The 22,251-nt window shown below is 62.2% G+C and carries 18 protein-coding genes; 8 read left to right on the top strand and 10 right to left on the bottom strand.

All coding sequences use genetic code 11. The features are described from left to right. Positions 1–43 precede the first annotated feature (43 nt). The 5 genes from F2P45_RS37325 to F2P45_RS29140 all read right to left on the bottom strand — a co-directional run bounded on the left by F2P45_RS37325 (position 44) and on the right by F2P45_RS29140 (position 5,600). Complete coding sequence (locus F2P45_RS37325) at positions 44–1,660, bottom strand: methyl-accepting chemotaxis protein (RefSeq protein ID WP_166881720.1); 1,617 nt, start codon at positions 1,658–1,660, stop codon at positions 44–46. Positions 1,661–1,730: 70 nt separating this feature from the next. Next, complete coding sequence (locus tag F2P45_RS29155) at positions 1,731–2,519, bottom strand: substrate-binding periplasmic protein (protein WP_166881719.1); 789 nt, start codon at positions 2,517–2,519, stop codon at positions 1,731–1,733. A gap of 124 nt (positions 2,520–2,643) precedes the next feature. Next, positions 2,644–3,609 (bottom strand): porin, encoded by a 966-nt coding sequence (locus F2P45_RS29150; RefSeq protein ID WP_166881718.1) that lies wholly within the window; start codon positions 3,607–3,609, stop codon positions 2,644–2,646. 153 nt (positions 3,610–3,762) lie between these two features. Then, the gene (locus F2P45_RS29145) at positions 3,763–4,518 is read right to left on the bottom strand and encodes a substrate-binding periplasmic protein (RefSeq protein ID WP_166881717.1); all 756 of its coding nucleotides are present in this window, start codon (positions 4,516–4,518) and stop codon (positions 3,763–3,765) included. A 200-nt stretch (positions 4,519–4,718) separates the two neighbouring features. Next, the gene (locus tag F2P45_RS29140) at positions 4,719–5,600 is read right to left on the bottom strand and encodes a LysR family transcriptional regulator (protein WP_166881716.1); all 882 of its coding nucleotides are present in this window, start codon (positions 5,598–5,600) and stop codon (positions 4,719–4,721) included. Positions 5,601–5,702: 102 nt separating this feature from the next. On the opposite strand from F2P45_RS29140, the gene F2P45_RS29135 reads away from it, so the two are divergent. Then, on the top strand, positions 5,703–6,773 hold the full coding sequence (locus F2P45_RS29135) for an alkene reductase (RefSeq protein WP_166881715.1): 1,071 nt from the start codon (positions 5,703–5,705) through the stop codon (positions 6,771–6,773). Between the two features lie 14 nt (positions 6,774–6,787). Continuing rightward, entirely contained in the window at positions 6,788–7,645 is an 858-nt protein-coding gene (locus tag F2P45_RS29130; protein ID WP_166881725.1) for a pirin family protein, read from the top strand. Positions 7,646–7,914: 269 nt separating this feature from the next. On the opposite strand, the gene F2P45_RS29125 is transcribed toward F2P45_RS29130, so the two are convergent. Then, positions 7,915–8,859, bottom strand: coding sequence for a site-specific integrase (locus F2P45_RS29125; protein WP_166881714.1), 945 nt, complete (start codon positions 8,857–8,859; stop codon positions 7,915–7,917). A 187-nt stretch (positions 8,860–9,046) separates the two neighbouring features. Between F2P45_RS29125 and F2P45_RS29120 the strand changes: the two genes are divergently transcribed. From F2P45_RS29120 to F2P45_RS29105, 4 genes are all read left to right on the top strand, one after another. After that, positions 9,047–10,084 carry a DNA-binding protein gene (locus tag F2P45_RS29120; RefSeq protein WP_166881713.1) on the top strand — a complete coding sequence of 346 codons (1,038 nt, stop codon included), beginning with the start codon at positions 9,047–9,049 and terminating at the stop codon, positions 10,082–10,084. 281 nt (positions 10,085–10,365) lie between these two features. Further along, a complete protein-coding gene (locus tag F2P45_RS29115; RefSeq protein ID WP_166881712.1) occupies positions 10,366–10,650 on the top strand; it encodes a DUF5985 family protein in 285 nt (94 codons plus the stop codon). Positions 10,651–10,653: 3 nt separating this feature from the next. Further along, on the top strand, positions 10,654–10,923 hold the full coding sequence (locus tag F2P45_RS29110; RefSeq protein ID WP_166881711.1) for a DUF5985 family protein: 270 nt from the start codon (positions 10,654–10,656) through the stop codon (positions 10,921–10,923). A 534-nt stretch (positions 10,924–11,457) separates the two neighbouring features. Further along, on the top strand, positions 11,458–13,839 hold the full coding sequence (locus F2P45_RS29105) for an ATP-binding protein (protein WP_166881710.1): 2,382 nt from the start codon (positions 11,458–11,460) through the stop codon (positions 13,837–13,839). A 145-nt stretch (positions 13,840–13,984) separates the two neighbouring features. On the opposite strand, the gene F2P45_RS29100 is transcribed toward F2P45_RS29105, so the two are convergent. From F2P45_RS29100 to F2P45_RS29090, 3 genes are read right to left on the bottom strand one after another with little or no spacing between them, the layout of a single operon-like run. Continuing rightward, a complete protein-coding gene (locus F2P45_RS29100; protein ID WP_166881709.1) occupies positions 13,985–14,422 on the bottom strand; it encodes an NUDIX hydrolase in 438 nt (145 codons plus the stop codon). Between the two features lie 4 nt (positions 14,423–14,426). Beyond that, on the bottom strand, positions 14,427–15,089 hold the full coding sequence (locus F2P45_RS29095) for a hypothetical protein (RefSeq protein WP_166881708.1): 663 nt from the start codon (positions 15,087–15,089) through the stop codon (positions 14,427–14,429). Continuing rightward, a complete protein-coding gene (locus F2P45_RS29090) occupies positions 15,086–17,554 on the bottom strand; it encodes a hybrid sensor histidine kinase/response regulator (protein WP_166881707.1) in 2,469 nt (822 codons plus the stop codon). The genes F2P45_RS29095 and F2P45_RS29090 overlap by 4 nt, the downstream gene beginning before the upstream one ends. 171 nt (positions 17,555–17,725) lie before the next feature. Here F2P45_RS29090 and F2P45_RS29085 point away from each other — a divergent pair, with 171 nt between their 5' ends. Both F2P45_RS29085 and F2P45_RS29080 read left to right on the top strand, forming a co-directional pair. Beyond that, entirely contained in the window at positions 17,726–20,623 is a 2,898-nt protein-coding gene (locus F2P45_RS29085; RefSeq protein WP_166881706.1) for a bifunctional diguanylate cyclase/phosphodiesterase, read from the top strand. A gap of 85 nt (positions 20,624–20,708) precedes the next feature. Further along, positions 20,709–21,065 carry a hypothetical protein gene (locus tag F2P45_RS29080; RefSeq protein WP_166881705.1) on the top strand — a complete coding sequence of 119 codons (357 nt, stop codon included), beginning with the start codon at positions 20,709–20,711 and terminating at the stop codon, positions 21,063–21,065. A 2-nt stretch (positions 21,066–21,067) separates the two neighbouring features. Here the strand turns inward: F2P45_RS29080 and F2P45_RS29075 are convergent, their stop codons facing one another. Continuing rightward, positions 21,068–22,198, bottom strand: coding sequence for a hypothetical protein (locus F2P45_RS29075; protein ID WP_370663325.1), 1,131 nt, complete (start codon positions 22,196–22,198; stop codon positions 21,068–21,070). Positions 22,199–22,251 lie beyond the last annotated feature (53 nt).

Here is a 22,251-nt window from a genome sequence, read left to right as displayed (position 1 = left end):
TGGCTGACTCCCTTTCGATGGGGCGCATTGTTGGCGGCCGGCCTCAAGCGAGCTTGAACTCCTCAACTATTTCAACAAGGAGTTGAGCCTGTCCATTCAAACTCATAGCGGCAGCGGCCATCTGTTCCACCAAGGCGGCATTTTGCTGGGTTGCGCTGTCCATGTTCGTCACAGCCTCGCCAACCTGAGAGACACCCTTGGACTGTTCGCTGCTGGCGGTGCTGATCTCGCCCATAATGTCGGTGACCTGTCGAATCGCATCGACCACCTTGGCCATCGTGCCTCCCGCTTGGTCCACTAGTTTGCGCCCCTGATCGACGCGCGCAACGCTGTCAACGATCAGGCTCTTGATTTCCTTGGCCGCATCGGCACTGCGCCCCGCAAGGGAGCGGACCTCCGATGCGACAACGGCAAACCCCCGTCCTTGCTCGCCTGCGCGGGCGGCCTCAACGGCGGCATTGAGCGCCAGAATATTGGTCTGAAACGCGATGCCATCGATAACGCCAATGATGTCGACAATTTTGCGTGAAGACGCTTCGATTCCCATCATTGTCTGCACAACTTCGCCGACCACCTTTCCCCCTTGTTCCGCTACCGAGGACGCACTGAGCGCCTGCAGGTTTACCTGCTCGGCATTCTCAGCATTTCGCTTGACGGTGTCGCCCAGTTCTTCCATGCTTGAGGCGGTTTGTTCCAGGGCGCTGGCCTGAGCTTCAGTGCGCGATGAAAGGTCCTGATTTCCTTGGGAAATTTCGGAACTTGCGCTCAGGACTCCTTGCGCTCCTAGCCGCACTCGGGCCACCACCTGTGACAGGCTGACCCGCATGGTTTCCAGCCCACCCAACATACTGCCCTGGGATTGCGCATCGACGGTTTGTCTGAAATCGCCCGCAGCAAAGGCATGGATGGCGGCATTGGCGATGTCCAAGGAGCCTCCCACTTGACTGCGCAACAGTCGCGAGGCATAGATCATCATACCGAAGAGCAAGCAGAGCATGGCACCCATCAGCATGGAAAGTACGACCTGATTGCGTTTGGAGTTCGCCACGGCCTGCGACGTGCGAACTCCTAGCATGACCAGGAACTCATCTACCGGCTTGTCAATTAAGGCAACTTGTCGCTGATACTCTTTTCCGTGCACGAGTTCGCGCGCCATGGCCTTGTCTTCATCGCTCTTTGTGGCAAGTTCCATGGCCTTTGTTTCGATGACGATCAGTTTGTCAGATAGGGCTTTGGCCTGCTCCAGTTTGGCCAGCTCAGCCGACGTATAGCCAGCCTCTTTCATCAGATCAATCATTGCAGCCGCAGCGCCGTCCGGTAAGGGTTTGACCCCGCTAACTTCAAAGAAAGGCCAATAAATGCGCTCAGGCTGTGTCGGTCGCGGAACCTTGCCGTCGAGCATATCAGCGATCGTGTTGTAGACGGTCTTATATCGTTGATCGCCTGTCACAACGAACAGGCGAACCGTTCGGGTCATATCGTCCGACGCTTGGCGAAACTCCTTCGCTAAAGCGGCCGAGTTTTCTTGAATCTGGTGTGTCCGATCCAGGTTGCGCGACTCCCAAAACAGCGCAACCATGCAAAAAAGACAGGCCACTGCCACGCCAGTCAACCATGTAACCAGCTTCGAAAATGTCATACGGTTTGCGTTGCCTTTCACTTCCGGCTCCTTGTTGATTGACGGACAGAATTTTCAGGCACGGAAGCGCTCCTTGCCCCCCCAACTAAAACTATTTTAATGAAGAGGTGCTTGCCGGAGCGTATTCGCCAAACCCGTGTTGGCGATAAATTTGCTTGATCGTCCCATCGGAAAGCATCGCTTTTAGTAAGCTATTCAGGCGCTCCACTTCAATATCTCCCATATCTAGGGAGCACGCTAGATATAGTTGAACGTTCATAAACGTCAGTACCGGCTCGATATTTTTGACGCCCAACTGATTTATCAGTTCCTGTCCCGCAATGCGGCCAGTGGACCATAAATCGATACGACCCATTTGCATTTTTCGTATGTTTTGTTTGTCGTCCGACACGACGGCTGGCTGAATCTGGTGCGCAATCAAATAGGATACAGACAAGTCGCCATTTAATGTTCCTATTCTGTAGCGCCTTGCGTCGTCGATTTCATTGAGAATAATCCGGTCCTCAGTGCGTGCAAACAACGCCCATTCGCTGCTCCCGATCGGACCGATCCAACGATAGCGGGCCTCGCGCTCAGGAACCCGTGCTACCGGCATCAAGCATGTGTTCTTGCTCGAAGCGGTTATCGCGAGGCCACGCGCCCATGGCACAAGCGATTGTTTCGGAACCGCCATTCCGGAACGACGAAAGAGTTCAGTTACGATGTTGGACGATATACCAATCACCTTGCCCCGCTTTGTGTCATGGGAAGAGAACGGGGGCCATTCCAACGTATAAAGGCTCAATTGCGGCGCCGCAAACGCGCTGCCCGGAAAACCAAGACATCCGCATAAAAGCCATATGCCAGATTTTACAGACCTGATCATGGTTGTTAATCCCATCCCTCCGCCTCGGCAAAAGTCGCTGAATTTTTGTCATACAATTGCGCCACCGAGAGCCGGGTACCGTCCGATTCGCTGGCGCCAGCTGATGAATCCCCTATCAGCATTGACCGCTTGGACATGGTCACAGCGAATGAGTGAAACCGATCGCCAAACCGGTTTTACTGCTCGAAATTTTCTCTCGATACACGTCACTGTATATGTTGGTGCGTTTAGACAAACCGTAGATGTACCCGACGCTGGTTTTCCGGCCAAGACTGCCGTTCAGGCGGCCATAACCGAAGCGTAGTAGATTCAGGTTGATGGCGTAGGTGCCGGCCAACAACATGCTGCGCTGACTGGCGCCCCCCCCTGAAAAATCGGTCCGTGAGTATGCACCGATCATGGTGAATTGATCCATCCGGTAGGAGCCAGCCGCATACAGGATGTTGTCGGAGAGGTGATTCTTTTCGTAGGAGATCATCGCGGTGAGTGTCTCCTCCCCAAAGTTCACCGCCATGCCTCGCGAGCGCGCCGTCGCTCCAGCGGCGAGCTGTGCCTCCGCCATGCCGTTAAACCTGATCCCGCCAACGGAGGGCGAGGTGTAGAACACGCCGTTCCCCACGCGCGAGTAATTGTGATAGTCCACCGTGGGCAAGCCATCGCTATTGAAGTCACCGTTATAAACCTCAAGGGAGCCCATGCTCGCGGAGTCATACCAAGGATCGTATCGCCATTTTTCCTGCCACAGCGGAGTCATGGCACGGCCCAGGCGCAAATGTCCGAGTGCGGCGTTTTTTAGACCAACTGTGGATTCCCCCTGGAACAAAGTTGTGCTGCGTTCCTGCATGCCGGTGTCAGGACTAAAACGCATTTGCAAATTAAACGTCGCCGAAGATTTGGCGCCCAAATCTTCTTCGCCTCGAACACCCAGATAGTTGAAGAAACCGCGATCGAGTCGCGTCGATGTGCCCGTTTCTTTGACTACCCCGAGATCGAGATAGCCGTACATGACGACATCGGCGGCATACGCATTCAGGGGTATCATCAATATGAGCAAACGCAATGGGGCAGTACAGCAGACTCGGGCAAGCTGGGAACGGCGTTGCATATGCACATCCTCGAGGATTGTTTATCGTTTGCGAATTTTGGGACAAGAACGCGTGGAAAGATGCCCACGCTTCCTCTTTGGAATCCGATAATCTTGATTCCATTTCCCATCTTGCAGGCCGGAGCTGAACGGGCGTTTTTTGCGGCCCATTGATTATTGTTTTTTCTCCTCAAGAGACTTGAAATAGGCTTCCTCGATCTTGGCGACATTCACTTTTTTGAGGGCGGCGTCAAAGGATTCCTGGGCGGCTTTGCCTGCCGGGGTACGCTGGAAACAAACGTTCAGACTCCGTTCCAATAACATTTTCTCATGGAACATAACGCTGTCCTTGGCCGCAGAATTGAGTGTCATGTAGCGCAAGACGGCTTTATCGACGACAATAGCAGGCAATTTTTTGCTCACCAGCTTGCGCACATTATTCGTGTCGCTGGTGGTTACTTCAACTTGTTGCTTGCCCTGTTTGATTGCTTCATCCAAGGCGTCGCCGTTGGCGTAAGCTTCTACAACACCTAGCTTGATCGATGCCAGATCGGGTATCGTTTTCCATGTGATCGGCGTGTCCTTGAGAAAACCAATGCCGGTCGAACTCTTCCCGATCACCGCTGAAAAGTAACAGCTTTTGGCCCGTTCTTCCGTGATAAACACCGGGAAATATCCGATGAAGGCGGGATCGTTTGAACCTTTCGCTACCGTGTCCTTCCATGGAAAATATTCTACCTTCACGGTACTGCCCATGAACTTGGCTGCCGCGTCGACCACCGCACCGCTCGCACCGTTGTTAGGCAAGGCCGCACTGGCAAACGGCGGCCATTCGAGGCTGGCCAAATGCAGTAATTTGGGCGAGTCCGCTGCTTGTGCCATAAATGGAACGAACAAGAAAAGCGGTATGAAAAGGTGTTCTCTGCGCATTTTACGTCTCCGTTTATGAACGAAAATATCCTTGAACTGGGCAAGTCAGGCTAGCCCGAAATTTCCCAAACATCAAGAAAACTTTATCAGCAACAAATAGAAAACAACATACGGCTATTTCTTTTCGAACGGGCGTAAAATGGCGCGTCCTATAGCAAGTGCGAAGCACCAACTTTGCCGCGCCCCGTAAGCGAGCGCGCTTAAATCCTCGCCAGATGCTCCCGCAAGAAATCAATGAAGCGCTGCGTCTTCGCTGGCAGCAAGCGCGTCTCGGTAATGGCGTAGACCGGTATCGGCGTGGCTTGCCAGTCAGGCAGCACGCGACGCAGTTTTCCGCTGGCCACGTCATCCATGACAATATCCTTGGCCAGTACCGCAATGCCCATATGCAGCGTGGCAAGACGCTGGATCATGCCGACACTGTTAAGCAGAAAGCGGCCACCAACCATGATCTCGACATTTTCACTTCCTTGCAGCAACGCCCACTTGTCGGACTCCACGGTTCGCAATCTGAGACATTCATGCCGGGCCAGGTCAGCCGGCTCGCTCGGCTCCCCGGCATTGGCCAAGTAGTCGGGCGAAGCGTAGAGATAGCGCGGCAGCGTGGCGAGTTGGCGGGCGATCAGGTTTGAACTCGGCGGCGCCCCCATGCGAATCGCCACATCGACCGGCTCGCTGACCAGATCGACAGGCCGAGGGGACAGGTCGAGTTCAAAACGGATGCCGGGATAACTGCGGGCGAAGTCGGCGACCAGCGGGGCCAGGAAGATGTTGGCGAAACCTTCCGGCATTGAAGCGCGCAATACCCCGCTCGGCTGGGCCAGCATTTCGCCCAGTTGCTCATGCGCCAGACTGGCTTCATCGACGATGCGCTTGCAGCGCTCGAAATAGAGCTGTCCGGCTTCGGTCAACTCGATCTTGCGCGTCGTGCGATGCAGCAGCCGCAGCCCGATTGACTTTTCCAGCGCGCTGACGCGCCGGGACAAGGTTGAGCTTGGCACATTGATCGCGTCAGCTGCACCGCGAAAACTCATCGCTTTGACGACCTCAACAAAAAGCGCCATGTCATTCAGTATTTTCATGGTGACTGTGCCACAAATGGATCAATGAAATGTATTTTCCGCTATTTATCAAAAAAATGATGCGGCGCACAATGATTGCTCGTCACCACCAAGGAGCACCACATGACTCAGCTATTCACCCCTGTCCATATTGGCCGACTGGCACTGCCCAACCGTCTGGTCATGGCGCCGATGACCCGTTCGCGTTCCGATGATGCTGGCGTGCCCAGCGATTTGGTCGTTGCCTACTATGCGCAGCGTGCCAGCGCCGGCTTGATCATCACCGAAGGCGTCTATCCCAACGCGATGGGCAAAGGCTATGTGCGGACCCCGGGAATCGAGAACGATGCCCAGGTCGCCGCTTGGAAGAAAGTTACCGAGGCTGTACATGCGCGTGGCGGTCGCATTTTTATGCAATTGATGCACTGCGGACGCATCTCCCATCCTTCCCTGCTCCCGGAAGGAGCGCAACCCCTTGCACCGTCAGCCGTCAAGCCAGCTGGTCAGGCATGGACCGGCGCCGGGATGCAAGAGTTCATGATACCGCAAGCCCTCGATGTCGCCGGGATCGCCCGCATTGTCTACGATTACGGCCTGGCGACGCGTCGCGCCATGGCCGCCGGATTCGATGGTGTCGAGCTGCACGCCGCATCGGGTTACTTGCCAGAGCAGTTTTTGTCCTCGGGTAGCAATAACCGCACGGACGAATACGGCGGTTCTGTTGCCAAGCGCACGCGCTTCGTTCTGGAAGTGCTGGCCGCGATGGTTGCCGAAGCCGGCAGCGATCGCGTCGGCATCAAAATTTCGCCGGAGATGGGTTTCAACGATATCGTCGACGCCGCGCCGCAGGAAACCTATACCACGCTGGTCGAGCAACTGCGCGAATTCAAGCTCGCCTACCTGCACGTTGCCCTGTTCGGCACAAGCACTGATTATCACGCGCTACTGCGGCCACGTTTCGACGGTGCCTACCTGATAGGCGGCGGCCTTGACCAAACCCAAGCCGAGACACTGATTGCCGAAGGTAAGGCCGATGCAACGGTATTTGGCTCAGCCTTCCTTGCCAATCCGGACTTACCCGAGCGGCTCCGCCAAGGCGCGGCGCTCAATACGCCGGACAAAAATACGTTCTATTCCCCGGGTGCCAATGGCTATACCGATTACCCGGCCCTGGGCGCAAATCAGGCGCAGTAATGGAGAATCTCAACATGCCCACCATCGTTCGCTTGCAACCGATGAATTCCGGCAGCCACTTCCGTGCCTACGCGCTGCGTGGTGGCGAGGCGGCCGAACCGATCGACCCCTTCCTCGGTGTCGATCATGCCTGGATCAGCGCGCCCACTTTTCCGCCGCATCCGCATGCCGGGTTCTCGGCCGTCTCGTATCTGTTTCTCGACTCGGAAACCGGCATCCATAACCGTGATTCGCTGGGCAACCATCACCTGATCGCGCCGGGCGGCCTGCACTGGACTGCCGCCGGCAGAGGTGTCGTGCACGAAGAGTTTCCCTCCGAGACGGGCAAGACCGTCCACATGCTGCAAATCTTCGTCAATCTCGCCCAGGAAAGGCAGAGCGATGCGCCACGTGCATTGAGTCTGGCCCCGGAAGATGTGCCGGTCGTGCAATTGCCAGGCATTAAGATTCGCGTACCGCTAGGCAGTTTCGGAGAGGTAGGGTCGCCACTGATACCGCCGACCAAGGTATCCCTGCTCGATATATGCCTTGATGAAGGTGCAGAACTGTCGGTGCCTATCCCGGCAGGTCAGAGTGCTTTCGTCATGCCGATCTACGGCAAGCTGGCGGTCAATGGCCAGCACTACGAACTCGACCAATTTATGCTGCCGGTCTTTCCGGCACAGGCAACACCACATTCAATCTCGCTCGCAGCAACGCAAGGTAAAATCAAAGCCGTCGTCTTTTCTGGTCTACCACTGCAGCAGCCTGTGTACTGGCGAGGGCCGATGGCACTTGCCTCGCCCGAGGCGCTTGCTGCCGCCATCGCGGCTTACCAACACGGCGATTTCGGCGCATTCGAGCCTCCAATTGTGCCTGCAAATCACACGTAGTCCCGGGATACCCCTGCGTCTCAACCGCCATGGCTCGATCCCTTACTGTCATCTGTGTGCGACGGCGACACGGTGGCGCTGCACAGCATAAATTGGGCGTGGTGCCCGCAACGAGGATGATCTGCGCCGATTGGCGTAAAAACTCATCCAGCACGGTTGGCGCATCGAGTTCTCTAAGGAAAGCTTGATCTTCGCCGGGCGAAGATCCGTTAGAGGATGGACGCGGACCGACTTCCACGCACCAATTTCAACATGGGCGGAAATGGCAATTAATTCACAACACGGGAATCTACGCCGATCCGATGCCGTGCAAAGGGATCTGCGCCCTCGACATAGCGCAGTGCGGACTGAACGTTCTTCCAGCCCACGTACTGCATCAGCATTTTGATGTCCCAGCCATTCGAAGTCGCCCACTGGGCAAAGCCTCGCCGCAGCGAGTGGCCGCTGTACTGCTCGGCGACCGCAATGCCGGCGTCCGAGAAAAGCGAGCGAAGCAGCGGCACTAGGCTGTTGATATGCAAGCCGCCACTGCGCACGTGGCCCCAGCGGTCTATGCCGCGGAACACTGCGCCTTCGGTAAGACCCGCCAGCGAAACCCATTCGATATACGCGCTGACCGGGCACAGTTTCGCCAACGCTGGCGCCTTAAAATTCGTGCCCTTGTATCGCCGATCTCCCTTGGTATGCGGTAGGAAGCACGTCATTCCTTCGCCCGGCACCGCGTCGATATACTCGACCTGCAGCCGCGTAAGTTCGTCGCCGCGAAAGCCGCGCCAGAAGCCGAGCAAGAGCATAGCCTTGTCGCGGGTGTGGCGCAGGTGCGCAGGCCTGTTGCCGGCCACCACCGCTTCTGTAATTCCCGCATCCAGCCATTGCGCAAGTTGTTCGAGCTGATCGAGCTGTAGTGGACGCGCTTGCTTTTCTCGACCAGGGTGCAGTGCCTGTATGCCGCGGAGCACCTTGCGCACAACGGGTGCCTTGGTCGGATCAGGGAAGCCTTGGTCGAGATGCCACTGCGCCAAGGCTGCAAGACGCTGGCGTAGCGTATTTATCGCCAACGATTCAGCATAGTCTACGAGGTAGCGTGCAATCGCGTCCGCCGTCGCAGGCAAGAAACCGCCCCATTCGACTTCGAAGTGACGGGCCGCGGCTTGATAGCTGCGACGGGTGTTGTCGCGGGTCGCGGCATGCAGGTAAGCATCTAGTTTACTCATAGCAATTTGCTGAGGATGAGCGGCCCGTACAGGTCGGATCATGCAAATAATACGCTTTTTCGACCATCACATGGGATAAGTGCTCATTATCAAATATCACAAAACTATATTAATGCCGACTTTTAGAGTGAAACTTAGTACATAATTACGTGGTATGTAATATGGTATCTTATTTCATGGAGGCCTGATGGCTCGCACCGGTCTGTATCTATCGGAAGTGAAGAAAGCGCGCGACGCGCTCACAGCGCAAGGACGGCACCCGTCCGTGGATGCCGTGCGGGTCGCATTAGGCAACACTGGGTCTAAGACAACTATCCATAAGTACCTGAAAGAACTGGAGGAGGAAGACGGCGGCGCCGGGAAGAAGGGGGCGGTCAGCGAAGCGTTGCAGGATCTCGTTTCGCGCCTGGCAGCGCGACTCCACGAAGAGGCAAATGCGCGGATCGACGCAGTTGAGGTGCGCGCCTTGGAGTCAAGCCGGGTGAATGCCGAGGCGCTGGCCACCTTACAAACGGAGAGGGAAGCAGCCACCGCAAAACGCGAGTTTATCGAAGCCGCCGCGCAATTGGAACTGGCTGAGCACTGCCAAACACGCGCCGCGTTGCAGTCGGAGGCGATTGCCCGTCACACTGCCGAGGAGCAGGTGGCCGGCTTGAAGCTGCGCCTACTTGAGAATGATGCGCACAGGCAGTCACTCGAAGAAAAACATACTCACGCGCGTGAAGCGCTCGAGCACTATCGCCAGTCGGTTAAGGAGCAGCGTGACCAGGACCAGCGCCGGCACGAGCAGCAGATTCAGCAACTACACACCGAAATGCGCCAGCTACAGCAGGGCCTTGTCGTAAAACAGGAGGACATAACCCGTTTGAACCAGGATGGGGCGCGTCTGGTGGCTGATATTGCCCATGCGCAGAAGTCGCTGTACGATCAGGAACTGCTGGGACGCCAACGGGCGCAGCAGATTGAGGTCCTGCAGGAGGGCGCACAGAAGTCCAAGGTCATGGCGGTTCAGCTGGCGGCCCTGGAAGCGCAGGTTTCGGCGCTCAGAACGCAACAGAAGGCAGCCGCAAAAGATGTGCAAGCTTCGCTTACGCGTGCGCATGGGTTGGAAGTATCGCTCGCCACGGCGCAAGCGACTCTGGCATCGCAGAATGAGATTATTGCGGCGTTGCGCAATCATTTGGCAGAGCAAGAAAATACGGAACGAGGCGGCGATGGCCAATGAGTTGACAAGGCTCACTGAGGCAATTTCAAGATTAACTGGGCGCCGCTATTGCAGTACTCACGTTAGTGAAGTCGCTGCGGAAAATGGAAGTTACGTCCTGCGGAATACGACGACGCGCTGAGTTTGCTTCCCATGCCAAGAACGCAGGAATAAGGCGCTCCCAATTTGCTCCATAAGGCAGAAATAGGCTCCGTAGGTCTACATGATTCTGAGCCACGATCGCGCTGTCCAATCAAGCTGATAGAATCAGAAGTTATCTCATAAATTCAATCGGTTACAAGATGATTTGGGTATTTTTACACGAATCCCGGCCAACCCTCATTTATGGCCTTTGCATGCTCACCTCGTTTGCCTGCGCCTGGCTGCTGCTGGCCAGCTACGCGCGCACCCGCCACCGCCTGCTGTTCTGGAGCGGCCTGTGCTTTTGCGGCATGACCCTGAATAATCTGATCCTGATCCTCGACAAGCTGGTGTTCCCAAAGGTGGACCTGCTGACCCTGCGCCTGGTGACGGCGCTGATCTCGGTTGCCCTGCTGTTGTACGGACTGGTCTACGAGAAGGAGTAAACAATGGATCTGATGCTGGCCGGCGCCGGCGCCATGGGTTCGATGGTCATCGGGCTGTTTTTCCTGCGCTTCTGGCGCACTTCGGGCGACCGTTTCTTCCTGTATTTCGCGCTCTCTTTCCTGATCGAAGGCGGGCATCGCATCTATGCCAGCCTGGAGCCCGGCATGAGCGAGGATTCGCCCTTCCACTTCCTGCTGCGCCTGCTGTCGTACTGCCTGATCCTGTGGGCGATTGCTTGCAAGAACTGGCCACGCAAAAAGGCCGTCGAATAGGGCGCAATGGCCTGAACTTCCGGCCTGGCACAGTCTCTAACCGAGATCATCGCAAGCGGAAGGAGCCATCATGCCAGCCAGTCACAGCGACAACCACGGCACCGAAGCGCACGCGCCGACGGGCGCAAAGCCCGAGGCGGCGGAGGTGCGCTCCGACGGGAGCGCCCGTTCCCAGCCCGTCCCCCCCAAGGACGCCACGCCCTGATCCCGCCCCGCAGCCAGAGCGTACTGTCCTGACGCCGGATTTCGCGCGCCCGAAACGCGCGCCTGCCCACACGGCGCCGCCGCGCAAGTCCGATGTGAATCTGCCGCTGTGCCCACAGCCGGCATGGGGCATGCGGGCCGGCTGCCGGAGCGGCGATGGCCATCCTGCGGCCTGCCGGTCTGCTGTCGCCCCGCCACACCGGGCTGTGTTCGATTGACTTTCGGAGAGTGACGCCCCAACATTGACAAACTGTCTTCCACCACCGAAAAGCACGCAATGCCGATACCATTCGCTCCCGACACGACCATCGCCACGGAGCGGATCGCACGATGAGGGCAAGCAACTCCGCGAGCGTCTTGCTGGTCAACCAGCAAGACGCCGCCAGCGAGGCATTGGCGCATCTCCTAAGCGAGCTCGGCCATGCGCCCTTGCGGCTCGATGCGCACGCGGCCACCGCCCATGCCGCCAGTCCCGACCTTGCCGTGATCGTCCTCGATGCCGGCGCGACGCCTGCCGGTGCCGGCGCCGCCAGTGCCCATGCCGCCGAGGTCGTCGCGCTCATCGGCCGTCTGCGCGCCGCGCCCGGCCTGGCCGGCCTGGCCCTGATCGTCATCGCGCCGGAAGGCGACCCATCCTTCCCGCTCGCGCAAGCGTACGCGGCCGGCGCCATCGATGTGCTGCCCAGCCCGGTGCTGGCGGTGGCGCTCAAGGCCAAGCTGGCCTTCCTGATCGACGCGCACCAGACCGCCACGCGCCAGCGCCGCAGCGACAGCGACCTGCGCGACACCCGCGCCCGCCTCGAAATCACCGTGGCGGCGGCCGAACTGGCCACCTGGACCTGGGATGTCGCGGCCAACCGCGTCACCGCCGACGCCGCCATGGCGCGCCTGTTCAACGTCCCGCCCGAGATTGCCGCCGGCGGCCCGGTGCAGCATTACCTGGACGCGATCCACCCGGACGACCTGGCCCACGCCACGGCCCGGATCGACGACGCGCTGGCCAGCGGCGAACCGTACGATGTCGAATACCGGGTGCGCGGCAGCGACCGGCTGTACCACAATGTGATCGCGCGCGGCCAGGTCGTGGGCGACGCCGCCACGCCGGGCCGGCACTTGCGCGGCGTGGTGATCGACATCACGCGCCAGAAGCAGGCCGAGGCCAGGCTCGGCGCCAGCGAGGAACGCTACCGCACCCTGTTCGATTCGATCGATACCGGCGTGTGCATCATCGAAATCCTGTTCGAGGGCGAGACCGCATACGACTACCGCTTCATCGAGCTCAACCCGGCGTTCGTGAAGCACACCGGGCTGGTCGACGCGGCCGGCAAGACCGTGCTCGAGATGGTCCCCGGCCACGACAGCCACTGGTTCGCCACCTACGGCCAGGTCGCCACCAGCGGCGTGCCGGTGCGCATGGTCGAGGAAGCGCGCGCCATGGGGCGCTGGTTCGATGTGTACGCCACCCGCGCCGGCGGTCCCGGCAGCCGCCTGGTGGCGGTGCTGTTTACCGACATCAGCGAGCGCGTTGCGGCCGACACCGAACTGCGCCGCCTGGCGGCCGACCTGTCCGAGGCCGACCGCCGCAAGACCGAATTCCTGGCGACCCTGGCGCACGAACTGCGCAATCCGCTGGCGCCGATCCGCAGCGGCCTGCAAGTGATGCGCCTGAACGCGGGCGACGCCAGGGTGGCCGCGCGCGTGCAGGACATCATGGACCGCCAGCTCGACCACCTGGTGGCGCTGGTGGACGACCTGCTCGACGTGGCGCGCATCACGCGCGGCCAGATCGCGCTCAAGCCCGAGTGGACCAGCGTGCAGCGGATCGTCGCCGACGCCGTCGACACCAGCCGCCCGCTGATCGATGGCGCCGGGCACCAGCTGCGCATCGACCTGCCGGCGCAGCCGCTGGCGCTGTATGCCGACCCGACCCGGGTGCGCCAGATCGTCAACAACCTGCTCAACAATGCCGCCAGGTACACCCCGCATGGCGGCCGCATCATCCTGTCGGCGCGCCAGGACGGCGCCGACGTGCTGATCTCGGTGAGCGACAACGGCATCGGCATCGCCGCCGACCAGCTCGCGGCCGTATTCGACATGTTTACCCAGGTCGGGCGCAGCGCGCATCAGTCGGGCGGGCTGGGCATCGGCCTGTCGCTGGTGCGCAGCCTGGCTGAACAGCACGGCGGCAAGGTCGGCGCCGCCAGCGCCGGACTGGGCAAGGGCAGCGTGTTCAGCGTGCGCCTGCCGCTCGCTCCCCCCGGCGCGCCGGCCGCCACACACGCGCCCGCCACGGCCGGCAGCGCCGCGCCGGCCGGCACGGCTCTGCGCGTGATCGTCGTCGATGACAATCTGGACGCCGCCGCCACCCTGGCGGAGCTGCTGATGCTGGTCGGCCACGAGGTCGACGTGGCCAACGACGGCCCGGCCGCGCTGGCCATGGCGGCCCGGCTGCGCCCGCACGTCATGTTCCTCGACATCGGCATGCCCGGCATGGATGGCTACGCGCTGGCGCAGGCGCTGCGCCAGGACGGGCGCCACGCCGGCGTGCTGCTGGTGGCGCTGACCGGCTGGGGCAGCGGCGAGGACCGCGAGCGCACCCGCGCGGCCGGCTTCGATGTGCACCTGACCAAGCCGGTCGACCTGTCCTCCCTGGCCGATTTGCTGGCCGAACACGCGCAGCATGCCGGCGCCGCTGCGCTGGCGACACCATGAACAATGACGACGAGCAGCGCCGCGAACCGGAACGCAGCCAGCACATCCCCGCCTCGCTTCGATATGGTCGCGCCGGCGTCGATCCTGGCCGCGATCGCTGATGACGGAGGCATCGAACGGCTGAAGCGTCCGGCGCGCCAAACCGCTACCAGTCCAGCGTGACCAGCAACTTGCCCATGCGCGGCCAGCACAGGCGCCTCAGTTCGCTGCGCGCGGCCCAGCGGAACGCATCGGTTTCGGGGGTCGGTTCGCCGGTCACTGGATGCGGAAAGAAACTGGTGCACACCAGGTGCGCCAGGCTGCTCAACTCGGCGCCGGCGCGCACCCGGTACAGGTGCAGGCGCTTGTCGCTGCGGTAGGCAAACCCGCCCAGGTCGTCGAAACGCTCCGGCGCAAACGCAATGCCGGCTTCTTCGCGCAGTTCGCGCATGGCCGATTCCAGGGTGGTTTCGCCCGGGTCCTGCATGCCTTTCGGAATGTCCCAGCTCGGCGTGTTGGTCACGTGGCACAGCAGCAATTGACCGGACGGATTCACCACCAGGGTGCCGCACGACACCGTTTGTATTTTCTTTGGCGTACTCATCGGATCAGCGCAGCAGGGACAAGCCGTCGTTGACCGCGTCCAGGATCCGCTCGTCGATGGGATCGCCGTCGTCGTCGACGAAGCGCGGCGCGAGAATGCGCCCGATCGCCGCGCCGCTGAAGTGGGCCGGGATGTTCATGTGGCCGAGGGCGCTGATCACGTGCGGGCACGCCACCTCGCCGTGAAAGGTCATGTCGAAATCGCAGCTGAAAATGGTGTCGGCACGGGTGTCGCCTCCCACCTCCAGCGAGCCGTGGTTGTATTTGCCATAGACGGTGGCGTGCACCGCCAGGTCGCCCACGATCTGGGTCGCGCCGCCGCCCAGGCACAGGCTGTGCGCGACCAGCTTGCCGCCGACAATCAGGGCGGGCGCCCAGTCGGTGTCGCGGTCGACCAGGATGGCGGCGGGCGCATCCAGGTTGCCCGTGATGACGACCGCGCAGACGATCTTGTCGGCGGGCGCCTGCGCCACCAGCTCGGCGAAAAGCTCTTCCATGTGCATCGGCCCCGCCCCGGTGCAGGACCAGTCGCCCTCCACAAACAGGGCCAGCATTTCCTCCTCCTTCATGGCATGGGCGCCCAGCGCCTCGTTGAGGTCGTCGATGGGACCGAACACGGCCGACAGCGCCGCGCGCGCGGGGACCATCACGGGAATGCCGCTGTTCATGGCTGCTCCTTGGCAAGGGATGGATCGGGATGCGCGGCGGCCGCCAGCACGCTGGTCAGGGCGGCGATGTCGACCGGCTTGGTCAGGTGGCGGTCGAAGCCGGCCTGCTGCGACATCACCACGTCGGCGCGCGCACCCCAGCCGGTCAGGGCCACCAGCAGCATGCCGTCGAGCTCGCCGTTGGCGCGGATCGCGCGCGCCAGCTGGTGTCCGCTCATGCCGGGCAGGCCGATATCGAGAAACGCCAGGTGCGGGCGGAACGCGCAGGCCAGCAGCAGGCCTTGTTCGCCGTCGAGCGCCACCCGGGTGCTGTGGCCGAGCGCTTCGAGCAGGGTCGAGAGGGTTTCGCCGGCATCGACGTTATCGTCCACCACCAGCACCCGCAGCGCGCCGCCGGCGCTGGCGCCGGACACCAGCGGCGCCAGCGCTGTCGCGTTACCCAGGTACAGCGGCAGGCGCACGGTGAAGGTGCTGCCCTGGTCGCGGCCGGCGCTGGCGGCGCTGACGCTGCCGCCGTGCAGCTCGACCAGGCGGCGCACCAGCGACAGCCCGATCCCGAGCCCGCCCTGCGAACGGTCGAGGTTGCGTCCGACCTGGGTAAACATGTCGAACAGGGTGGCCATGTCTTCCTGCGAAATGCCGACCCCGTTGTCGCTTACCGACAGCAGCGCGTCGTCGCCGTCGCGCACCGCGCGCAGCACGATGCGCCCGCCGGCCCGGGTGTACTTGGCGGCGTTGTTGAGCAGGTTGCTGAGCACCTGCACGATGCGGGTCACGTCGACGTCGAGCGGCAGCGCTTCAGGCGCCACCTCGACGCTCAGCGTATGGCCGCCGGCGTTGAGCGCGGCCATGCTCGTTTCGATCGCCATCGCGGCCAGGGTGGCGACGTCGCTCGCTTCGCGCTTGAGCTCGATCTTGCCGCGCGTGATGCGCGCCACGTCCAGCAAGTCGTTGACCAGGTGAATCAGATGGCCGAGCTGGCGGTCCATCATCTCGTGCACCTTGGCCATGTTCCGGGCGCCGGGCAGCGCCATGCGAATCAGGTCGAGCCCGGTGCGGATGGGCGCCAGCGGGTTGCGCAACTCGTGCGCCAGGGTGGCCAGGAACTCGGACTTGCGCCGGTCGGCCTCGGCCAGGTCGGCCGCCACCCGGCGCAGGTCGTTTTCGGCCTGCTTTTGGGCGGTGATGTCGCGCATGATCGAGGCCAGGCCGATGTTCTGGCCTTCATCGTCGAACACGGCAAAGCCCTTGTAATAGACGGGCAGGATCGCGCCGCTCTGAAAATTGCGCATGCGCAGTTCACCTTCCCAGCGCGCCTGCGGGCCGCGCACGGCCGGCAACACCACGGCCTCGACAAACGCCTGGCAGTCGGGCGCGAAAAAGTCGCCAATGCGGTAGGCGTCCACGGCGCCGCCTAGCGCGTCGCCTAGCGCCGCGTCCGGGGCCAGCCCCGCCAGGCGGCGCCCGGCCGGGTTGACGTAGCTGGTGCGCGCTTCCGAACTGGCGATGCCGATGAAGTCGGACGATTGCGCCGCCACCGCCGCCAGGCGCCGCATGCCTTCCTCGGCGCGCTGGGAGCGCTGGCGCGATTCGCCCAGTTGCAGCTCAGACATTTCCAGCTGCTCGGCGGCCAGGCGCTCGGCCGTGGCGTCGCGGAAAATCTTGGCGTAGCCGCGCAGCTTGCCGGTATCGTCCCACAGCGGCACCATCACGCCGTCGGCGAAAAAGCGGGTGCCGTCGCGCCGCACGTGCCAGCGCTTGTCGTCGGCGCGCCCGGTCTCGCGCGCCATGCGCATTTCGTGCTGCGGCACGCCGGCGGCGCGGTCTTCCGGCGTGAAGATGATCGCGCTCGGCTCGCCGCAGGCCTTGGCCGCGAACCAGCCCGTGATGGTTTCGGCGCCGCCTTCCCATTCGGTGACGATGCCGTCGGTATCGGTGCCGATGAAGGCGTAATCGCGGGTGTTGTCGAGAATCAGGCGAATCCGCTCGTCGCGCGTGCGCAGCGCCGCCAGGTGGGTCGCTTGCGCATGCAGGGCGATCTCGGCGGTTTTGCGGTACAGGTCGATGAACACGGCCACCTTGGCGCGCAGGATCACCGGGCTGATCGGCTTGGTCAGGTAATCGACCGCGCCCAGCGCATAGGCTTGCTCGATGTGGGCGCGGTCGTCGCCGGCGGCGGTCAGGAAGATGATCGGCACGGTGCGCGAACGCGGGTGGCTGCGGATCAGCGCGGCCGCTTCGAAGCCGCTCATGGTCGGCATATGCACGTCCATCAGCACCACCGCGAACTCGCGCACCAGCAGCTCGCGCAGCGCCTGCTCGCCGGAGGATACACTGACCAGCACCTCGTCGAGTTCGGCGAGTACCGCTTCGAGCACTTGCAGGTTGGCGCTCTGGTCGTCCACCAGCAGGATATTGATTCTGCCTTCGATCTGGGCCTGGGGCGTGCTGTTCTGGTTGAGCATGGGGTGTCCGATGTGCCTCGTGGCGATCGCCCAGGTCAAGAGCGCAATGTAGGCCGAGGATGAATAAAAGTCAATTGTGCAACAACAAAAAAATATTTATGAAGTCCGGGAACTTACCACAATCGACCTCTCTCCAACGCTGTTTGCAGCTTCGCAAGGTGGGGGATAGGCATGTCCGAACGATTCCTGGCGTCCGCATTAGCGCAGCATGAAGCCGCCGAGCTGTACCGGTTGATGGTGGTTGGCATCCGCGAGGTGGCCGTCTTCCTGATGGATACGAACGGGTTTATCACCGTGTGGAACCGGGGAGCGCAGGACATGAAGGGCTATACCGCCGACGAGGCGATCGGCAGCCATCTGTCGCTCTTGTATACAGACCGGGACCGCGAACGCGACTGGCCGCAGCACAACCTCGCCAAGGCCGCCGAGAACGGCTTCTACAGCGAGGAAACCTGGCGCCAGCGCAAGGACGGCAGCCTGTTCTGGGCGCACATCGCCCTCACCGCCCTGCGCGGCGACGACCGGCAACTGCTGGGGTTTTCCAAGATCACCATGGACCTGACCCATCACAAGCTGCTCGAAGCGTGCGAAAAAGAAAAACAGGAAATCGACCTGATCCTGCGCGCGGCCCAGGCCGGCACCTGGAAGTGGCATGTCGACAGCGGCCAGGTCGAGCTCTCGCCCCACCTGCGCGTGCTGCTCGGCTACGATGGCGAGCCGCGCCAGCTCGGCTTCGACGCCTGGCTCGATATCGTGCACGGCGACGATCGCGCGCGCTTTCGCGGCTTGCTCGAAGCGACTTGCCGCGATCCACTGACGGCGCCCATCGAAACCGAACTGCGCCTGCTGCGCAACGACGGCCGCAGCCAGTGGTTTTTCCTGCGTGCCAACTGGCATCGCAGCATCGAGGACGGGCCGATGCAGTTCCTCGGCGCCTGCGTCGGCATCGACAGCCTCAAGTCGGCCGAGGAAGAAAAGGAGCGCCTGCTGTCGCAGTTGCGCCAGGAACGCTCGCGCTTTTCCGACATTCTCGAGCAGATGCCCTCGGGCGTGGTGCTGGCCGACGTGCCGTCCGGCCGCCTGACCTACCAGAACCGGGCCGCCGCCAGCATGATGGGACGCGATTTTTCCGGGGTCGACAGCTATCACGACTACCGCGACTATGTGTTCGTCAACGCCCAGGGCGTGCGCATCGCATCGGAAGACTTGCCGCTCGCGCGTACCGTGCGCGGCCATGACGGGCCGCGCACCGAAGGACTGATCTACGAACGCGCCGACGGCGAACGCCTGCATATCGATGTCACCACCGCCGCGATCGTCGACAGCGATGGCGTGGCGCGGGTCGCCATTGCCGTGCTGCACGATGTCAGCCAGCTGAAACACACCGAAATGGCCGCCGCCGCCGAAAAGGAACGCGCCCTGGTCACCCTGGCGGCGCTCACCGACGGCGTGATCACGGCCGACCGCGGCGGCGCCATCATGACCGTCAATCCGGCCGCCGAGCGCATGCTCGGCGTGCCCGGGGACGCCGCGCGCGGGCTGCGCTTTCGCGAGCTGCTGCATATCGAGGAGCCGGCCGCGGCCGAGGCCACGTTCGGCGCCATCGAGCGCTGCCTGGGCCAGCACCAGACCACCGACGGCTTGCCGCACGCCACCCTGGTGTCCCAGGACGGCACCCGTTTCGCGGTCGAGAACGCGGTGGCCCCGGTGATCCTCGATAACGGCGAGCTGATCGGCGCGGTACTGATCATGCACGACGTGACCGAATCGAAACGCCTGCTGCGCCGCCTCGGCTTCGAAGCCAGCCACGACGCCCTCACCGGCCTGGTCAACCGGCGCGAGTTCGAACTGCGCCTGCAGCGCGCCATCGAGCGGGCCCAGCATCCGGGCGGGGCCTGCGCGGCCTTGCTGTACATGGACCTGGACCAGTTCAAGGTAGTCAACGATACCTGCGGGCACCAGGCCGGCGACGACCTGCTCAAGCGCCTGGCCGGCACCTACAGCGAGCACGTGCGCGAGCGCGATACCCTGGCGCGCATCGGCGGCGACGAGTTCGCGCTCATCATCGAGCACTGCGGCGTCGACGAAGCGATGGCGGTGGCGCAAAAAATCCTCGACGCCACGCGCACCTTTCGCTACGTGTGCAAGGGGCGCGTGTTCCAGCTCGGCGTGTCGATCGGGCTCACGCCGATCGACGGCGGCACCATCAGCGTCGAGGAAGCCATGCGGCGCGCCGACCACGCCTGCTATATCGCCAAGGACCGCGGGCGCAACCGCATTTACGTGCACTACAAGGGCGACCTCGACTTTGCCCAGCGGCGCAGCGACATGCACTGGGTCACGCGCCTGACGCACGCCTTCCAGAATGAGCAGTTGCAGCTGTACTACCAGCCGATCCTGCCGCTCGACGACGGCGACGGCCCACTCCACTACGAAATCCTGCTGCGCATGCGCAACGGCCGCAACGGGCCGATCGGGCCGGGCATCTTCCTGCCGGCCGCCGAGCGCTACGATGTGATCGTCAAGATCGACCGCTGGGTGCTGACCCGCACCCTGGAGTGGCTGTCCAGCAACCCGGACCATACGGAGGCGCTGGAAATGTGCAGCATCAACCTGTCGCGCCGGTCGCTGGGCGACCCCAGTTTCCACAAATTCGCGGCCGAGCTGATCGATGCATCCGAGGTACCGGCCGGCAAGCTGTGTTTCGAGATCACGGAAAACGGTGCGATTGCAGATATGCAAAAGACGATTTCCTTCATCGAAGCGCTGTCGGCGCGCGGCTGCCGCTTTTCGCTGGACGATTTCGGCACCGGGATGACGTCCTTTTCGTATTTGAAGCAATTGCCGGTCAACTACATCAAGATCGACGGCTCGTTCATCCAGATGATGTCGTCCAGCCAGGTCGATTTTGAAATGGTGCGCTTTACCAACGACATCAGCCACATGATGGGGCGCAAGACGATTGCCGAATACGTGACCGACTCGGCCATCCTGGCGAGCCTGAAAGCGATCGGAGTCGATTTCGCGCAAGGTTACTGGGTCGGCAAGCCGCGCCCGCTGACGCCCTGAGCTGGCGCGCACCGGGCCGGCGCGGATCGGTATATAGTCGGGAAACCCCGATCCGCCGCGTCGACCGTCCAGCAAAGGCCCCACCATGGCAACTACGCCCACCTCCGAGCATGGCGCCGACGGCGAGCTCCCCTTCCTGACGCTCTGGTATCGCTTCCTGTTCTTCGACTGGCTGTTCGCCGACCTGGGCGCGGCGCGCAATGTCTACGAGCGGCACGCGGCGCTCCAGCACAACCGCGCCATGTGCCGCTTTTTCCCGACCTACCTGCGGCGCTGGTCGGTGCTGACCCTGTTTGGGTTCGGCATGGGTTGCCTGTTCGAACGGTCGATGCAGGCCAGCCTGTGGCCGGCCTGGTTTTTCACCTGCGCCTGCCTCACCACGACCGGCATGGTGGTCATGCTGGTCGCCTGGGCTTTCCTGGCCAATGCAAGGATGCAATAAGCTTACGCTTCCCAGACTGTCGCTTCCATCGGCTGGCCGTCTTCCCCGAAGCGCAGCGCGACCCAGGCCGAGGTGATCCCGAGCGAGGCCAGCGCATCGCACACATCGTCCACCTCGCCCCGCAGGTCGGCGGCCACGTCGAGCGGCTTTTCCAGCGACGCCAGCAACACGCCGACCGCATCGCTCAGGTTGACCCGCATCACCATTTCGTCTTCCACGGCGGCCGGACCGACCACGGCGCGCACCCCGGCGGCGGGCACCCCGCTCTCTTCCAGCGCGGCATTGACGTCGCTGATCATTTGCAGCATCGCCAGTTCGGCCACGCCCTGTTCCTTGGCGCCGTAGAACAGGTCCTGGTACAGGAAGTGCAGCGCGACCGAGGCCGGGTCAAGCGCCAGGCAGCGCTTGACCAGCGGCCCCGCCGCCACGGTCCAGGCGCGGTAGCGTTCCATGCGCGCCTCGAACCAGGCGTCGGCCGCCTCGCCCTGCGGCGCGGCGTAAAACGGGTCGTCGGCGCGCTTCATCGCAAAGCCGAGCAGGAAGCGCAGTTCGACCGCCGTGTCGGCCGCACCGAAATGGGTCTCGGCCCAGCCGGTCATGCTGCGTTCGAGCGCCGGGCGCGCCACCAGTTTTTTCTCGGTCATCGAGCCGGCCGCGTCGCGCACCATGTCGTTCAGGTGGCTGTAGGTGATGGCGTCGACTTCGTCCAGGTCGTAGGCGTGGCTGATCATCACCACCGTGGCCTGCGGACTTTCGAGGCCGCCCTGCTTGATGCTCTCGACCAGTTGCTCGAAGGCGTCGCCGTCGCTGAAGCCTTCCGCTTCCTTCAGCCCGCCCGTGCTGTGCACGAAGACCGGCAGGGCGAAGGCGTTGATTTCCATCTCCGGGCCGTTTTCGCGCCGCAAGGCGACGGTGCCGGCCGCTTCTTCGACCCGCTCGCGCAGCAACTGGTAGGCCACCGGGTCGGTGTAGCGCGCGCGCTCGATGGCGCCGTACAGGACGTCGTCGTTCTTCTTGCGCAAGGAATTGCGTATCAGGCGGCCGAACTCGAGGTCGCGCAGGGCAATGGCGGCGGCATCGCCTTCTTCATTGGCAAGGGCCAGCGCGGCGTTGGCCAGTTGCTGGGCCAGCACATCGTCATCCTCCTGCGGCGGAACGGCGGATTTGCGGGGGACGGGGCGCTTGT

It is taken from the genome of Massilia mucilaginosa (assembly GCF_011682145.1).
Taxonomy (GTDB): domain Bacteria; phylum Pseudomonadota; class Gammaproteobacteria; order Burkholderiales; family Burkholderiaceae_D; genus Telluria_A; species Telluria_A mucilaginosa.
The sequence above is the reverse complement of the archived record's forward strand: the minus strand, read 5'-3'. Positions and strand labels throughout refer to the sequence as shown.

Bases quoted from the DNA above. Each gene is read 5' to 3' on its own strand.
- F2P45_RS29155 (WP_166881719.1), bottom strand. From the start codon at position 2,519: ATGGGATTAACAACCATGATCAGGTCTGTAAAATCTGGCATATGGCTT.
- F2P45_RS29150 (WP_166881718.1), bottom strand. From the start codon at position 3,609: ATGCAACGCCGTTCCCAGCTTGCCCGAGTCTGCTGTACTGCCCCATTG.
- F2P45_RS29145 (WP_166881717.1), bottom strand. From the start codon at position 4,518: ATGCGCAGAGAACACCTTTTCATACCGCTTTTCTTGTTCGTTCCATTT.
- F2P45_RS29140 (WP_166881716.1), bottom strand. From the start codon at position 5,600: ATGAAAATACTGAATGACATGGCGCTTTTTGTTGAGGTCGTCAAAGCG.
- F2P45_RS29135 (WP_166881715.1), top strand. From the start codon at position 5,703: ATGACTCAGCTATTCACCCCTGTCCATATTGGCCGACTGGCACTGCCC.
- F2P45_RS29130 (WP_166881725.1), top strand. From the start codon at position 6,788: ATGCCCACCATCGTTCGCTTGCAACCGATGAATTCCGGCAGCCACTTC.
- F2P45_RS29125 (WP_166881714.1), bottom strand. From the start codon at position 8,859: ATGAGTAAACTAGATGCTTACCTGCATGCCGCGACCCGCGACAACACC.
- F2P45_RS29120 (WP_166881713.1), top strand. From the start codon at position 9,047: ATGGCTCGCACCGGTCTGTATCTATCGGAAGTGAAGAAAGCGCGCGAC.
- F2P45_RS29115 (WP_166881712.1), top strand. From the start codon at position 10,366: ATGATTTGGGTATTTTTACACGAATCCCGGCCAACCCTCATTTATGGC.
- F2P45_RS29110 (WP_166881711.1), top strand. From the start codon at position 10,654: ATGGATCTGATGCTGGCCGGCGCCGGCGCCATGGGTTCGATGGTCATC.
- F2P45_RS29105 (WP_166881710.1), top strand. From the start codon at position 11,458: ATGAGGGCAAGCAACTCCGCGAGCGTCTTGCTGGTCAACCAGCAAGAC.
- F2P45_RS29100 (WP_166881709.1), bottom strand. From the start codon at position 14,422: ATGAGTACGCCAAAGAAAATACAAACGGTGTCGTGCGGCACCCTGGTG.
- F2P45_RS29095 (WP_166881708.1), bottom strand. From the start codon at position 15,089: ATGAACAGCGGCATTCCCGTGATGGTCCCCGCGCGCGCGGCGCTGTCG.
- F2P45_RS29090 (WP_166881707.1), bottom strand. From the start codon at position 17,554: ATGCTCAACCAGAACAGCACGCCCCAGGCCCAGATCGAAGGCAGAATC.
- F2P45_RS29085 (WP_166881706.1), top strand. From the start codon at position 17,726: ATGTCCGAACGATTCCTGGCGTCCGCATTAGCGCAGCATGAAGCCGCC.
- F2P45_RS29080 (WP_166881705.1), top strand. From the start codon at position 20,709: ATGGCAACTACGCCCACCTCCGAGCATGGCGCCGACGGCGAGCTCCCC.